Source organism: Streptomyces sp. NPDC044571 (assembly GCF_040647115.1).
Lineage (GTDB): Bacteria > Actinomycetota > Actinomycetes > Streptomycetales > Streptomycetaceae > Streptomyces.
In genome coordinates this window covers 45,870-60,824 of record NZ_JBEZBN010000005.1, presented here as the reverse complement: position 1 = coordinate 60,824, position 14,955 = coordinate 45,870, and the positions used below count along the sequence as shown (strand labels likewise).

7 protein-coding genes are annotated in these 14,955 nt (G+C 73.9%); all 7 read right to left on the bottom strand.

The genetic code is table 11. The features are described from left to right. Positions 1 to 6: 6 nt before the first annotated feature. Positions 7 to 870, bottom strand: a complete 864-nt coding sequence (gene lysX, locus AB0B01_RS04170) for a lysine biosynthesis protein LysX (protein WP_361712685.1) — start codon at positions 868 to 870, stop codon at positions 7 to 9. After that, positions 867 to 2,000, bottom strand: coding sequence for a M20/M25/M40 family metallo-hydrolase (locus AB0B01_RS04165; RefSeq protein WP_361712683.1), 1,134 nt, complete (start codon positions 1,998 to 2,000; stop codon positions 867 to 869). The genes lysX and AB0B01_RS04165 overlap by 4 nt, the downstream gene beginning before the upstream one ends. After that, complete coding sequence (locus AB0B01_RS04160) at positions 1,990 to 2,727, bottom strand: 2OG-Fe dioxygenase family protein (RefSeq protein ID WP_361712681.1); 738 nt, start codon at positions 2,725 to 2,727, stop codon at positions 1,990 to 1,992. Before AB0B01_RS04160 ends, AB0B01_RS04165 begins: the two co-directional genes overlap by 11 nt. 62 nt (positions 2,728 to 2,789) lie before the next feature. Then, the gene (locus AB0B01_RS04155) at positions 2,790 to 6,035 is read right to left on the bottom strand and encodes an amino acid adenylation domain-containing protein (protein WP_361712679.1); all 3,246 of its coding nucleotides are present in this window, start codon (positions 6,033 to 6,035) and stop codon (positions 2,790 to 2,792) included. Next, positions 6,032 to 10,570: an amino acid adenylation domain-containing protein gene (locus AB0B01_RS04150; protein WP_361712677.1), complete on the bottom strand. Its 4,539-nt coding sequence runs from the start codon at positions 10,568 to 10,570 to the stop codon at positions 6,032 to 6,034. Before AB0B01_RS04150 ends, AB0B01_RS04155 begins: the two co-directional genes overlap by 4 nt. Next, positions 10,567 to 14,013 carry an amino acid adenylation domain-containing protein gene (locus AB0B01_RS04145; protein WP_361712675.1) on the bottom strand — a complete coding sequence of 1,149 codons (3,447 nt, stop codon included), beginning with the start codon at positions 14,011 to 14,013 and terminating at the stop codon, positions 10,567 to 10,569. The genes AB0B01_RS04150 and AB0B01_RS04145 overlap by 4 nt, the downstream gene beginning before the upstream one ends. Before the next feature lie 92 nt (positions 14,014 to 14,105). Then, positions 14,106 to 14,870 carry an alpha/beta fold hydrolase gene (locus tag AB0B01_RS04140; RefSeq protein ID WP_361712673.1) on the bottom strand — a complete coding sequence of 255 codons (765 nt, stop codon included), beginning with the start codon at positions 14,868 to 14,870 and terminating at the stop codon, positions 14,106 to 14,108. Between the last annotated feature and the right edge of the window lie 85 nt (positions 14,871 to 14,955).

Below are 14,955 nucleotides of genomic sequence, written 5' to 3'. Positions count from 1 at the left end.
GCTCCCTCACGCATCGGAGCCCCCGACCCGGCTCAGGACGTAGTCGACGTAGCGGCCGACCAGGTCCGTGCCGAGCACCTCGACGGCGCCGTGGAACTCGGGCGTGTGGTTGACCTCGTTGACGTAGTACGCCCCCGAGCGGTCCTCCAGGACGTCGATGCCGAGGACGCCGTCGCCGATCGCCTCGGCGGTGGCCGCGAGCAGCTTCCGCAGCTCGTCGTCGGGCGTGCACACCGAGGGGACGCCGCCGCGCTTGGTGTTGGTGCGCCACTCGTCGGAGCTCTTGTAGATCGCCCCGACGATCTCGCCGCCCATCACGTAGGCCTTGATCTCGCGGCCGGGTTTGTCGATGTATTCCTGGACGTAGGTGATCTGGCTGCCCGGTCCCGGCAGCGCCTCGCGGTGTTCGAGGACCGCCTCGGCGGCGTCGTGGCCGTCGACCCGGGCCATGAGGCGTCCCCAGGAGCCGATGACGGGCTTGATCACGGCGGGGTAGCCGAAGTCCGCCATGACGGGCAGCGCCCCCTGGGGCGTGACGGTCGTCATCCAGCGGGGTACGGGCAGCCCGGCCTTCTCCAGTTCGAGCGTGGTGAGCAGCTTGTCGCCGCAGACGGACAGGATCGCGGAGGAATTCACCACCCGCAGGCCCGCGTGCTCCAGGAGCCGGGTGGCGTAGAGGTTGCGCGTGTGCCCGATCTCGCGGGTGAGCGCTCCGCGGAAGCGGAAGTCGTGGCCGGTCCCGAAGACGGTCGTCCGGGTGTCGAGGATCTCGTACGGCACGCGGCGCCGTTCGAGCTCGGCGAGGATCAGCTTCTCTTCCAGTCGGATCCGCGAGGCCAGCACGGCCAGGGGGAGGTCGGTGACGCTCACAGTCGCCTCTCTTCGGGGTGGGACCCGGGCACGTCGGCCGGGCGGGTCAGGGTCTGCGCGAGGGCGGGGAGGGCCTCGGCCAGCACGTCGACGCCGAGCAGGTACTCCTCCAGGGAGATGTGCTCCTCGTCGGTGTGGTCGAGCTTGGAGTCCCCGGGGCCGTAGGCGAGGGCGGGCACTCCCCAGTGGGGCGCGAGGATGTTCATGTCGGAGGTGCCGAGCTTCACCTTGATCGACACGTCGCCGGTGCGGCGGCGGACGGCGTCGGCGAAGGTCCGCACCAGGGGTCCGCCGCGCCCGGTCCTGACGGCCGGCACGTGCTCGATCACGGTGATCTCGCCGACCACCGCGTGCTCGCCTGCCGCATGCTCGCCCGCCGCGTGCTCGCGCACCGCGTCGAGGAACCGGTCGGCGTCGAAGCCGCGGGGGATGCGGCAGGAGATGTCGGCGTGGGCCCGGGTCAGGCCGCCCTCCAGGGCGATCAGGGCCGGGGAGGCGCGGTCGAACAGCGGGCCGTCCGCCGCGCCGGCGGGCAGCAGTCCGCGGACGGCCTGCCACAGGTCGGAGGCGAGTTCGGCCGCCCGGGGGCCGGGGCTGCTGGTGTGCGCGGGCGGGCAGCTCACGTCGTAGCGGAACCGGAGCACGCCCCGGTAGCCGACCACGACGGCGCCGACTCCGCTGGGCTCGCCGATCAGCAGCGCGTCCGGGGCGTCGAGGGTGGCGGCGAGGTGGTGGGCGCCGCGCGAGGTGGCCTCCTCCTCCACGGCGCCGACGACGACGAACCGCCCGGCTCCGGACGCGGCGGCCCGGGCCCCGGCGTGCGCCATGGCCGCGAGCGGGCCCTTGGCGTCGACGGTGCCCCGGCCGAACAGCAGGCCGTCCGACTCCCGTACGGGGAGGATCCCCGGCACGGTGTCCAGGTGACCGACCATCATGATCACCGGCCCCGTCGGGTCGCCGATCTCGCCGATCACGTTGCCGACGGCGTCGGTGCGGACGTCGTAGCCGAGCCCCTTCATCCGCTCGGCGAGGAAGGCTCCGGCCTCGGCCTCCTCACCCGACAGGGAGGGGATCTCCACGAGCCCGCGCAGGGTCCGCGTCGCCTCGACGCGGTCGAGGTCAGCGCGCATTGATGTCGACAAGGAGCATGTCCCGTACGCCCGTGCCGCCGTCGGCGATCGTCGGCGTCACCTCGTGGGTGATCCGCGCGTCGGAGACGACCAGCGAGTCCAGCCGCTCGGTGAGCGTCATCCGGGCCTGGGGCTCGCCGTCGCGGTAGACGACGGACTCGCCGCCGGCGCAGTTCACCCGGCCCATCAGGTGCATGCCGATGAAGTCGTGGCCGTCGCGGTGCCTGCCCTCGGGCGTCGGGTTGCCCGGCTCGTCGGGTGTGGCGATCACCCGCATCTGGTGCAGGCCCACCTCGAAGCGGGTCACCTCGGGGGCGACGGCGGCGACGACGGCGAGATCGACGGTGATCAGCGCGGTGAGGACCGGGTCGGTCAGCACCTCCGGCTTGATCGGGCTGAACAGCCGCGCCTTCCCCTCGTGGAGCGGGATGTGCTCGGCGGTCTGCTGGAAGGCCAGGTGGGGCAGCGGCTCGAAGGTCCACTCCCCCGCAGGGCCGCGCGTGGCCATCAGGCGCCCGTACCGCCGCTCGCGGTGCACGCCGTCGGTGACCATCTCGTCGCGCGGCAGGTCGGTCCAGGACGCGGCGAACGCCTGGAGGTCCGCCGGCGGGAACCAGCCGGCCAGCTCGCCGGCCGGCAGGGCGACGAAGTCGCCGGCCGCCAGGGCGTCTCCCCAAGTTCGGATGGCCTCCGCCTGACGCGTCGGGGCCAGTGGTGCAACCGACATCCTTGCCACTTCCTCTGTTTCCTGTGTCCGGTGGTGGGGGTACGAGAGCCTCGGCGCGGGCCTCACAGCAGTCGGCCCATGTCGTGCAGCGCTTCGCCGGAGCGGTCGCCGAGTCCGGCCGCGAGCTCCTCGACGGTGTGATCGCCGAGCATGGAGTTGAGCGGCACGAGGAATCCCTCCTCCTGGGCGCGCTGGAAGACCCGTACCGCGCGCAGGGAGTTGCCGCCGACCTCGTAGAAGTTGTCCCTGACGCCGACGTCGGTGCGCTGGAGCACCTCGGCCCAGATCCCGGCGAGCAGCCGCTCGGCGGGGGTACGGGGCGGGACGGAGGCCGCCCGGCCCTGCGTGCCGGGCCCGAGGGCGAGGAGCGCCGCGCGGTCGAGTTTGCCGTTGCGGGTCACCGGCAGCGCCGGAAGGACCACGAACGCGCTCGGCACCCAGGCCGCGGGGAGGACCCCGAGGAGGAAGCGGCGCAACTCGTCGGAGGCCGGGAGGTGTTCGGGGCAGCCGAGGTAGGCGACGGCGTGGCTGTCGGCGCCGGAGCCCTGGACGAGGACCGTGGCCTGGCCGACGTCGGGGTGCCGTCCGATGACCGCCTCGATCTCGCCCAACTCCACGCGCTGGCCGCGAAGTTTGACCTGGTGGTCGTAGCGGCCGAGGAATTCGAGGGCGCCGTCGGGCCGGCGGCGTACCCGGTCGCCGGTGCGGTAGAGACGGGAGCCGTCGGCGGCGAAGGGGTCGGGAACGAACCGGTCGGCGGTGAGCGCGGGCGCCCCGAGGTAGCCGCGGCCCACCGCGACCCCGCCGATGTACAGCTCGCCGGGGGCACCCGGCAGCACCGGCTCGCCGCGGCGGTCGAGGACGTGCAGCCGTACACCGGGGAGCTGGCGGCCGATGGGCACCCGGGTCCGGTCGGCGTCCCGCTCCTCCACCTCGTGGTGGCTGACCTCGACGGCGGCCTCGGCCGGCCCGTAGAGGTTGACGAGCGCGGTGCCCGGCAGGACCTCGCGGAAGCGCCGGACGGTCGCGGCAGTCAGCGCCTCGCCGCCGCACTGCACGAGCCGCAGCACCCCGGCGCACCGGGCGGCCGCGGGCTCGGCGAGGAACGCCTGGAGCATCGACGGCACGAAGTCGCAGGCCGTCACCGACTCCTCGACGACGAGCTCGGCGAGGTAGCGGGGGTCGTGGTGGCCGTCGGGCTTCGCGAGGACGACCCTGGCCCCGGCGCTCAGCGCGCCCAGCCACTCCCAGACGGCGACGTCGAAGGTCCAGGGGGCCTTGTGCAGGACGGTCTCGTACGGCGCGTGGCCGAAGCGCTCCCGCGCCCAGCGCAGCTCGTTCGCCAGGCCCCGGTGGGTGTTCATGGCGCCCTTCGGCGTACCCGTGGAGCCGGAGGTGTACATGACGTACGCGAGGGAGTCCGGGTGCTGGTCCTCCCAGGCGTACGAGGGACCCTCGGGTACGGAACCCGGCACGAGCTCCGGCGCGGACTCCAGCGCCGTGCCGAACCGAGCGTCCGGCGCCGTGCCGAGCCCAGCGTCCGGCGCCATGTCGGCGCGCAGGACCTCGGTCCCGGCGGCGGTCTCGCCCTCGAAAAGCGCGAAGGTGCTCTCGTCGGTCAGGACGACGGGCGGCGCGGCGTCCGCGACGAGCGCGGCGAGCCTCGCCCTCGGGTGGGCGGGGTCGAGCGGCAGATACGCCGCGCCCGCCTTGAGGACGCCGAGGGCCGCGACGAGCTGGGCGGTCGAGCGGCGCATGCAGAGGGCCACGATCCGGTCCGGCCCCGCCCCGTGCGCGCGCAGCAGCCGGGCCCAGCGGTCCGACCGCTCGTCCAGCTCGCGGTAGGTGAGCTCGCTCCCGGCCTCGCTGATCGCGACCCGGTCGCCGTACTCCCGGGCCACGTCGGCGATCCACTGGTGCACCAGGCCCTCGCCGGCAGGCGGCGTGGCCTCCTCGGCCGTGTCGGTCCGTGCGCCGAGGGCCAGGCGTCCCACCGGCTTCGCCGGGTCGGCGAGCGCGTCGGTGAGCAGCGCGAGCCACGCGTCGGCGAGCAGCCGCACGTCCTCGGCGTCCCACTGCGCGTCGTGCGCGAGCCTGCCGGTCAGCCCGCCGTCCGCGGCCTCGGCCAGGTTGAGGCTCAGGCTGAACTGCGTCTGGAGATCCTCGTGTTCGATCGCCTGGGCAGTGAGGCCCGGCACGTCCCACCGCGGGGACGGCGTGTTCTGGAGCGCGATGGCCGCCGCCACGAGCGGGGTGCGCCCCGAGACCCGGTCGGCACCCGAGAGCTCCACGATCCGCTCGAACGGCAGGTCCTGGTGCTCGAAGGCACCCAGGCAGGTTTCGCGGACCGCGCCGAGCAGCGACCAGAAGGAGGCCGCGGGATCCACGGACGTGCGCAGGGGCAGGGTGTTGACGAAGAACCCCATGAGGTTCTCCAGCTCGGGCCGCCCCCGGCCGGCCACCGGCGTGCCGACGACGATGTCGTCCCGCTCGGTCCACCGCGCGAGGACGGCCTTGTAGGCGGCGAGCAGAACCATGAACGGGGTCGCGGACTCCTGCCGCGCCAGCTTGCCGACCGCCTCCACGACCGCGGCGGGCACCGTCAGGCGCGCGTCGGCCGGGGCGCCCGCCGCTCCGGTCGCGGGGACCGGGGGTTCGAGCGCCACGGCTCCTTCCATGTGCTCGCGCCAGTACGTGGTGAACTCCGGCCCGGCGGCCTCGACGGCCTCGCGCTGCCAGGCGGCGAAGTCTCCGTACTGGATGGACAGTTCCGGCAGATCGGCCGCGGGCCCGCCGGTCTCGGCGCGGTAGAAGGCGGCCAGTTCCGCGTGGAACAGGCCGATCGACCAGCCGTCGGACACGATGTGGTGCATCGCGACGCCGAACAGCCAGGCCTCCTCGTCGAACCGGACCAGCGCGGTGCGCAGCAGCGGCCCGGTCGCGAGGTCGAAGGGCGTGTCGAGGTACGACTCCAGGGTCCGGCGGGCGGCGGCCTGCGTCGGCTCCGGCGGGTCGAGCCGGGGGGTCGGGACCTCCGCGTGCGGGTGGACGAGCTGCACCAGCTGCCCGTCGAGCCCGAACTCGAAGGTCGTACGCAGGATTTCGTGCCGTTCGACCAGGCACGCGACGGCGCGCTCCAAGGCGTCGGCGTCGAGCGGGCCGTCGAGCCTGATGGCGCCGCCGACGTGGTACGCGCTCCCGGCGCCGAGCCGGTCGAGCAGCCAGAGCCGGTCCTGACCGAAGGAGGTGGGCAGCTCGAACGTCTCGCCGTCGGACAAATCCTCTTCGTACAAGGTCTGTTCACTCATGAACGAGCTCCCTTCTCGGTCGGGGACGCGGGGCCGTTCTCGCGGCGCCTGCGCGCGGTACGGGCGATGGGGGCGAGGCGCGGGGTCTCCTGGGCGGGAGCCTTCGTGACCCACTCGGCGACGGCGGCGATCGTCGGGCCGCGCATCAGCACGCCGAGCGGCAGTTCGCACCCGAACTTCTCCTGGATGCGGCCGACGAGCTGGACCGCGAGGAGGGAGTGCCCGCCCAGGGAGAAGAAGTCGTCGTGGACGCCGATCCGGTCGAGGCCGAGCACCGCGTGCCACATCCGGGCGACGATCCGCTCGGTCTCGTCGCGCGGAGCCACGTAACCGGTCGTGAGGGCCGGCCGGAGCGCGTACGGCAGCGGCAGCGCCGCCCGGTCGAGCTTGCCGTTGGGCCCGATCGGCCACCGGTCCACCATCATGAGCGAGGCCGGGACCATGTAGTCGGGCAGTGCCTGACGCAGGTGCTCGCGCAGCCCGGCGGCCGCCAGACGCTCCCGGGTCGCGCGCCGCGGATCGCCGGCGAGGACGCCGTCGGCGGGCGGGAGCTGTGCGGGGTGACCGCCCGCCGGGCGGCCGTCCGCGCGGAACTCGACGTCGAGCAGGCCGGGTTCGGCTCCTAGCCGGGGCAGCAGGACGTGTCCGCCGGGGACGGGAAGGCGGGCGGGTTCGCCCGTCGGTCCCGGGTCCGCCCCGGCGACGGCCGCGCGCAGTTCGCCGACGGTGCCGGTGGCACCCTCGCGGACCAGCCGCGCCATGGCCAGGTCCTCGCTCAGCCGGGCGTCGGGCAGGCCGAGGAGACCGTACGACCCCTCGTGCCCGGCCTGCCCCTCGTGCCCGGCGTTCGCGGCGTTCGCGGCCGGATCGGCCCGCCACGGGTGCCAGGCGTCCGGCACGTCAGCGACGGGCTCGCAGCCGGGCGCCGCGATGACCACGTCGTAACGGAAGCGGGTGAGCTCGTTGCGGTGCGGGGAGGACTTCGCGAGGAGGCAGACCCGCTCGGACGGGGCCAGTTCCTCGAACAGGGACGGGTGGACGAGCAGTTCCTCCTCGCCGGAGGTCCGCTGGTCGACGAGCCCGCGCAGCACGGCGACCGGGGTGTGGTCGGGCAGCCGGCGCGCCTGGACGGAGACGTGGAACGCCTCCAGGAGGCGGATGTCGCGGACGTCGCCCACGAAGAGGTGGCCGCCGGGCGCGAGGAGGGCGAGCGCGCCGCGCAGGACGCGCAGCAGGTAGTCGACGTCCGGGAAGTACTGGACGACCGAGTTGAGGACGATCGTGTCGAACTCCCCCTCGGCGAAACCGGTGAAGTCGTCGGCGTCCCGCCGCGACAGCTCCACGTTCGGGTCGGCTTCCACGAGCGCGGCGAGCCGGGTGAGGGCCTCGGGCGAGATGTCCGTACCGACGTACCGCGCGCAGTGCGGAGCGATCCTGAGGAGGAACTGACCGGTGCCACAGCCGATTTCGAGGACCCGGGAGGGCTTCAGGGCGGTGATGCGCTCCACCGTCTCCTCGACCCAGGCCCGCATCTCGTCCGCCGGGATGGACTCTCCCGTGGCGGAGTCGTTCCAGCCCGCGAGGTCGATCTCGTCCGCCGAGGGTGTGGAGCCCTGGTAGGTGTCGTCGAAGACCGCGCGCCAGCGGTCCACGTGGTCGCCGGTCTCCTCCGGCGCCGCGACCTCGCCATCGGACCTGAGCCCGGCGTAGGCCGCGAGCTGGAGGTCGCCCTCCGCGTCGCGGAACGGCAGGACCACGGCCCGCTCGACGGCCGGGTGGGCGCCGAGCACCGCCTCGATCTCGCCGGGCTCGATCCGCTGGCCGCGGATCTTGAGCTGGTGGTCGATGCGCCCGAGGTAGTCGAGCGCGCCGTCGGAGCCCCAGCGAGCGCGGTCGCCGGTCCGGTACAGCCGCCCGCCCGGGGTGAACGGGTCGGGAACGAACCGCTCGGCGGTCAGCCCCGGCCGGCCGCGGTAGCCGCGGGCGACCGGGAGGCCGCCGATGAACAGCTCGCCCGACGCGCCCGGCGGCACGGGCTCGCCGCGCTCGTCGAGGACGTAGAGGCGGGCGCCGGAGATCGGCCGGCCGATGGGCAGCCGTGCCTCGTGCTCCGGCCCCAGGTCCGCCGGGACCGGCCAGGACGTCACGTCGATGGCGGCCTCGGTCGGCCCGTACAGGTTGTGGAGCCCGGTGTCGGGCAGCACCTTCGTGAACCGGCGGGCGAGCGCGGGCGGCAGCTCCTCACCGCTGCAGACGACCCGCCGCAGGACGCCGGCGCACTCGGCGGCGGGGCCGTCGAGGAAGGCGCGCAGCATCGAGGGCACGAAGTGGCAGGTCGTCACGGAGTGTTCGCGGATCAGCCGGCCGAGGACGACGGGGTCGCGACGGCCTTCGTCGCCCGCGACCACGATCCGCGCGCCGACGGCCAGCGGCCAGAGCCACTCCCAGCCGGAGACGTCGAAGCCGAGCGGGGTCTTGTGCAGGACCGCCTCTTCCGGCTCCAGGCCGTACTCCTCCTGCATCCACAGGATCCGGTTGACGACCGCCGCGTGCTCGTTGACGACGCCCTTCGGCCGACCCGTGGAGCCGGAGGTGAAGAGGACGTACGCGCTCGTGCCCGGCGAGACGGCCACGGAGGGCCGGGTACGGGTACGGGCGCCAGGCCCGTCGGCATCGGCCTCCACAGGGACGTCGGCATCGGTGAGGACGAGCCGGGCGCCCGCGTCCTCGGCCAGCTCCGCCAGCCGCTGCGCCGGGTGCGCCGGGTCGAGCGGCAGATAGGCCGCGCCCGCCTTGAGCACCGCGAGCATCGCGACCACGGCGCCGGCCGAGCGCGCGAGCCGCACGCCGACGACGTCCTCGGCGCGCACGCCCCGGGCGATCAGGTCGTGCGCCAGCTCGTTCGCCCGCTCGTCCAGCTCGCCGTACGTGAGGGTCCGCGCGCCGTCGACGAGGGCGACGGCCCCCGGCGTACGGTCCGCCGACCGCTCGAAGAGCTCGTGCAGGAGACCGGTTCCGGCCGGGGCCGTCCCGGCCCCGCTCCACTCCTCGACGACGGTCCGCCGGTCGGCCCCGGAGAGGATCCGCAGGTCGCCCGCGGCGGCGTCGGGCCGCTCGACGCCGTCGGAGAGCAGCGCGATCAGGCTCTCGGCGAGCCGGGTCGCCGTGGCCCTGTCGAACAGGTCCTGGGAGTACTCCAGCCAGCCGCAGAGGCCGCCGTCCTCGGTGGGGGTCAGTTCGAGCTGGATCTCGAACTTGGCGGTGCCGGTCTCCAGCGGCAGCACCTCGATCTCCAGATCGGGCAGCTTCAGCTTGGGGCGCGGGCTGTTGTGGAGGACGAGCATGTGCCGTACGAGCGGCACCCGCGCGCCCGGTTCGCGGTCCGGCTGGAGCCGCTCGACGATCTGCTCGAAGGGCACGTCCTGGCCGGCGTACCCGTCCAGGCACACGGTCCGCGCGCGGCCGACGAGGGTGCGGAACGACGGGCGTCCCGAGAGGTCGAGCCGGAGCGGGAGGGTGTTCACGAAGAACCCGATGAGCGGCTCGATCTCGCTGCGGTTGCGGCCGGCGACCGCGCAGCCGAGGACGACGTCCTCGCGGCCGCCGCTCCACCGGCCGAGCAGGGCGGTGAGGCCCGCGACGAGCACCATGTACGGCGTCGCGCGTTCGTGGTCGGCCAGCCGCTTGACCCGGGTCATCAGCTCGCCGGACAGCGTGAGCGGCACCGTACCGCCCACGAAGGTCCCCGAGTCCCCGCGCGGCCGGTCCGTCGGCAGGTCGAGCGCGGAGGAGCCGCGGAGCCGCTCCGTCCACTCGGTCAGCGCCTTCTCGTGGCCGGGCTCCCGCATGCGCTCCGCGAGCCAGAGCGCGTAGTCGGAGTACTGCACGGCGGGGTCAGCGAGCGGCGAGGGTTCTCCCCGCAGGAACGCCGGGTACAGCGTGCCCAGTTCGCGGAGGAGGACACCGAGCGACCAGCCGTCGGCGGCGATGTGGTGCATCGACAGCTGGAGCAGGTGCCTGTCCGGCGCGATGCGCAGCAGTTCGGCCCGGAGCATGAGGTCGCGGGACAGGTCGAAGGGGCGCTGCGACTCGGCGTCGCGCCGCTCCTCGACCGCGCGGTCCCGGTCGGCTTCCGGCAGACCGGAGAGGTCGACGAGCTCCAGCGGGACGTGGGCCGGGGGCTCCACCCGCGTGAAGGGCTCGTTGCCCTCGTCGTGGAAGGTGGTGCGGAGCGTCTCGTGCCGCCGTACGACCTCGTCCAGGCAGCGGGACAGCACCGCGTGGTCGAGGGCGCCGCGCAGCTCGGCGACGCCGGTGATGGTGTAGAGCGCCGAGCCGGGCTGGAGCCGGTCGAAGAACCAGATGCGGCGCTGAGCGGAGGACGGTTCGGCGTGCGCGCGGTCCGCCGCGCGCGGCAGGATCTCCGGGCGCGGCGCGGCGGCCGCGGCCTGCTCGGCGAGCAGGCGTTCCAGCAGCCTGCTCTGGTCGGGGGTCATGGCTCCGAGGCGGATCCCGGCAGCGTCGGACGGGCTCATTCGCCAAGCCTCCTGGTCACCTGGTCCGCGTCCATGCGGCTCACTTGGAGGACGAGGTCCGCCGTGCGGTCCGCGTCCGTTCCCGCCTCGGCCGCGGCCGAGCGGAGCTGTCCCGCCAGCGCGCACACCGTCCCCGCGACGAGGAAGCTCCGGATCGGGAAGTCGACCCGGAAGAGGTCGCGGATGCGGGACACGACCTGCGTGACGAGCAGCGAGTGCCCGCCGAGGTCGAAGAAGTCGTCGGTCGCGCCCACCCGGTCGAGTTCGAGGACCTCGGCCCAGATCGCGGCGAGCACCTGTTCCAGGGGCTCGGCGGGCTCGACGTAGTCGGCGGACAGCTCGGCCCTGTTCACGGCCGGGTCGGGCAGGGCCGTCCGGTCGAGCTTGCCGCTCGGCTGGAGCGGGAACTTCTCCATGAGGACGAACGCCGCGGGAACCATGTGCCCGGGAAGCCGGTCGAGCAGGTAACGGCGCAGCTCGCCGATGCTCGGCGGCAGCGGGCCGCTGGTGGTGAGGTAGGCGACGAGCCGCTGGTCGGCGGCCTCGCCGCGCAGGAGTACGGCGCTGCGCTCGACGTCCGGGTGGGAGGTAAGCGCGGCCTCGATCTCACCGGGTTCGATGCGCAGGCCGCGCAGCTTCACCTGGTGGTCGAGCCGGCCCAGGAACTCCAGGTCGCCCGAGGCGCGCCAGCGTGCGGCGTCGCCGGTCCGGTAGAGCCGGCCCGAGGGGTCGGCGCCGAACGGGTCGGGGGTGAAGCGCTGCGCCGACAGGCCGGGGCGCCGCCAGTATCCGCCCCGTACGCCCGCGCCGCCGAGGAAGAGCTCCCCGCGCACGCCGACCGGGACGGGTTCGCCGTGCGCGTCGAGGACGTACGCGCGCTGGTTCGGCAGCGGGCGGCCCCACGGAATGGTGCCCGGGACGGGCTCGGGCCGGCGTACGAGGTGGTACGTCGAGCAGAACGACACCTCGGTCATGCCGGCGAGGTTGTAGAGCCGCAGCTCCGGCAGCAGGGCGCCGAGCCGCTCGGCGAGGGCCGGCGGCAGCCGGTCGCCGCCGAGGACGGCGAGGCGCAGCACGGCTCCGTCGAGACCGGGCCCGTCGTGGACGTGATTGACGAGCATTTCGAGCAGGGCCGGGGCCGAGCTCCAGGCGGTGACCCGGGCGTCGATGAGCAGCCGGCGCAGCTGGACGGGGTCGGTGACCTCCAGGTCGTCCGGCGGGACGACGACGCAGGCGCCCGTGAGAAGGCTGCCGAGGATCTCGTACACCGACATGTCGTAGTTGAGGCTGGAGATCGCCAGCATGCGGTCGTCCGGGCCGAGACCGAGGGTGCGGTTCAGTCCGGCGAGGGTGTTCACCACGCCGCCGTGCTCGTTGGCCGAGCCCTTGGGCAGGCCGGTGGAGCCCGAGGTGTAGATGACGTACGCGAGGGAGCGGGCGTGCACTGGGATGGCGAGGGGTTCGACCGGCTCGTCGCCGATGTCGTCCACGAGGACGAGGACGGGCGCGGAGCCCGCACCGGCGGAGCCATCCAGGCGGCCGGTGGCGGCCACCGTGCGGTCGGTGACGACGAGCGAGACGCCCGAGTCGCGGAGCATCAACTCGACGCGGCTCTGCGGGTAGTGGGGGTCGAGGGGCATGTAGCCGCCGCCCGCCTTGAAGATGCCGAGCAACGCGACGACCATGTCGGCCGATCGGGGAAGGCTGACGCCGACGAGCTGCTCCGGCCCCGCGCCATGGGCGCGCAGCCGGTGGGCGAGCCGGTCGGCGCGCTCGTTCAGCTCGCGGTAGCTGAGGACCGCACCGGCGCACTCGACCGCCGGGGCGTCCGGCCGGAGCCGCGCCTGCTCCTCGATAAGGGTGTGCAGGAGGCCGGCCCTGTCGGCAGCGCTCGCGGCGCCGTCCCCGGACAGCTCGCCGACCAGGTGGTCCCGCTCCTCCGCCGACAGCAGCGGCAGCTGGTCGACCTGCTGGTCGGGGCCCGTCATCGCGGCCTCGACCACCCGGACGAACGCGTCGGCGATCCGGCCCGCCGTGGAGGCCTCGAAGAGGTCGGTGCTGAACTCGACCCGGGCGTCCAGCCGTCCGTCCGGCTGCGGGACCAGGTCGAAGACGAGGTCGAACTTGCTCGCGTCCTGGTTGGTCGCCAGGTCGACGGCCTCCACGTCGAGTCCGGGCAGGGCGGGCGCCCCGCCCGGCACATCACGCAGGGCGAGCATGACCTGCACCAGCGGCACGGGGCCGAGCGAGCGGTCCGGCCGCAGGGCCTGGACGAGCTTGCCGAAGGGGACGTCCTGGTGGGCGTAGGCCTCGGTGCAGGTCTCCTTGACCTCCGCGAGCAGCTCCGCGAACGACGCCGTCTCCGGTACGTCCACGCGCAGCGGCAGCGTGTTGACGAAGAATCCCGCCAGTGGCTCCAGTTCGGGGTGGGCCCGGCCGGCCAGCGGCGAGCCGATCACGATGTCCCGCTGACCGCTCCACCGGGAGAGGACGACGGCGAACGCCGACACCAGGACCATGTACGGGGTGGTCCTGCGCTCCTCGGCGAAGGTGGTCACCCGCCCCCACAGGTCCGCGGGGAAGTCGAAGGGCCGCGAAGCACCGTGCCAGCCGCGCGCCGCCGCGGGCGCGAGGTCCGCGGGCAGTTCGAGGACGGGGGCACCGTCGAGGCGGTCGCGCCAGTAGGCGATCTGGGCGTCCATCGGGCCGGCATCGAGCCACTCCCGCTGCCAGACCGCGTAGTCCGCGTACTGCGTGCCCAGCTCGGGCAGCGGCGAGGGCATACCACGCCGGAAGGCGTCGTAGAGCGCGCCGAGTTCACCGAGGAGGACGCCGAGGGACCAGCCGTCGGCGGCGATGTGGTGGAGCCCGAGCACGAGGACGTGGTGGTCTTCGGCCAGCCGCAGCAGCCGCGCGCGGACCATGAGGTCGGACGCGATGTCGAAGGGCGTGGTGGTCTCGGCCCGGAACACGGCCTCGACCTCGGCCTCGACGTCGTCCTCACCGGACACGTCGAGGACGGGCAGCGGCACCGGCCGGGGCTGCCCGATGCGCTGCTCGGGGCGGCCGCCGTCGTCGGGGAAGGTCGTGCGGAGCACCTCGTGCCGGCGCACGATCTCGTTCAGGGCGGCGCCGAGCGCGGTCAGGTCCAGCGCGCCGCGCAGGCGCAGCGCGCCCGGCATCACGTAGGCGGTCGAACCCGGGTCGGCCTGCTCCAGGAACCATAGCCGCTCCTGGGCGTACGAGAGCGGGAAACGCGGCTCGGCGCCCTCGCGCGGCAACGGCCGCGGCCGGTGCTCCCGGGCCTTCCTCCGGGCGAGTTCCAGGGCGAGCAGCGCCTTACGCTCCTCCGAGAGCCCAGCGAGCGGGGAGCTGTCGCCCCGTGCGTCGGTCTCCCGTGCCGCGCCGCCGTTCACATCGCCTGCACGTACTTCTTCACGCACTTCTTCACGCACTTCTTCACGCTCTTCGGACGTATCCGCCATGACCATGCCTGTTCCTCCCTTTCGACCTCGCCCCCATGCGCCCGGACCGCTCACCGGGATCGCAGAAGCCGGCCCCCGACCGCGGTGTTCGCGTCTTCGGCCAGAGCGGCCAGGACGAGATCGGCGGATTCCTGTACGAAGAAGTGACCGCCCGGGAAGCTGCGGAGCGGCTGTTCACACGTGGTGTGTGCGGCCCAGCCGCGCGCCGCGCCCGGCCCGTCGACAGCCGCGTCCCGCTCGCCGACGTAGACATGCAACGGGCAGTCGAGCGGCGGCAGTTCGGGCCACTCGGCGCCCTCGACGAGCGCGAGGTCGGCGCGCAGGGCCGGCAGCATCTCGGCGAGGAACTCCCGGCTGGCGAGCAGTTCGTCGGAGGTGCCGCCGAGACCGCGGAGCCAGGTGACCAGCTCCTCGTCCGAGGCGTCGGCCAGGGACACCGGGACGTTCCGCCGCTCGGGCGGTTCGCTCGCGGCGGCGACCAGGGCCAGCGGGCGCCAGCCGCGCCGGGCGCGCAGTTCGCGGGCCAGGGCGAGTGACAGGACGGCGCCCATGCTGTGCCCGAAGAGCATCACCGGGCGTTCGAGGAGCGGCTCCACGGCGTCGGCGAACTCCGCGACGACCTCGGTCATGCTCGTGGCCTGCGGCTCCCCAAGTCGGCCTCCGCGACCAGGCAGTTCGAGCGCGGCGACACCGAGGCCCGCAGGCAGCAGGTCGGCCCAGTCCTTGAACAGGCGCGCGCCACCGCCGCCGGGCGGCAGGCAGAGCAGCCACATCCGGACCTCGTCCGGCTTCGACCACACCCGTAGCGCCTTCATGGCAACATCACACATTTCCTGTCGAGTTGAACCGGGCTCCGCATGAGCCGGGCCCGCCGGCCCAGGGCCTCCACCGACCCGGGCA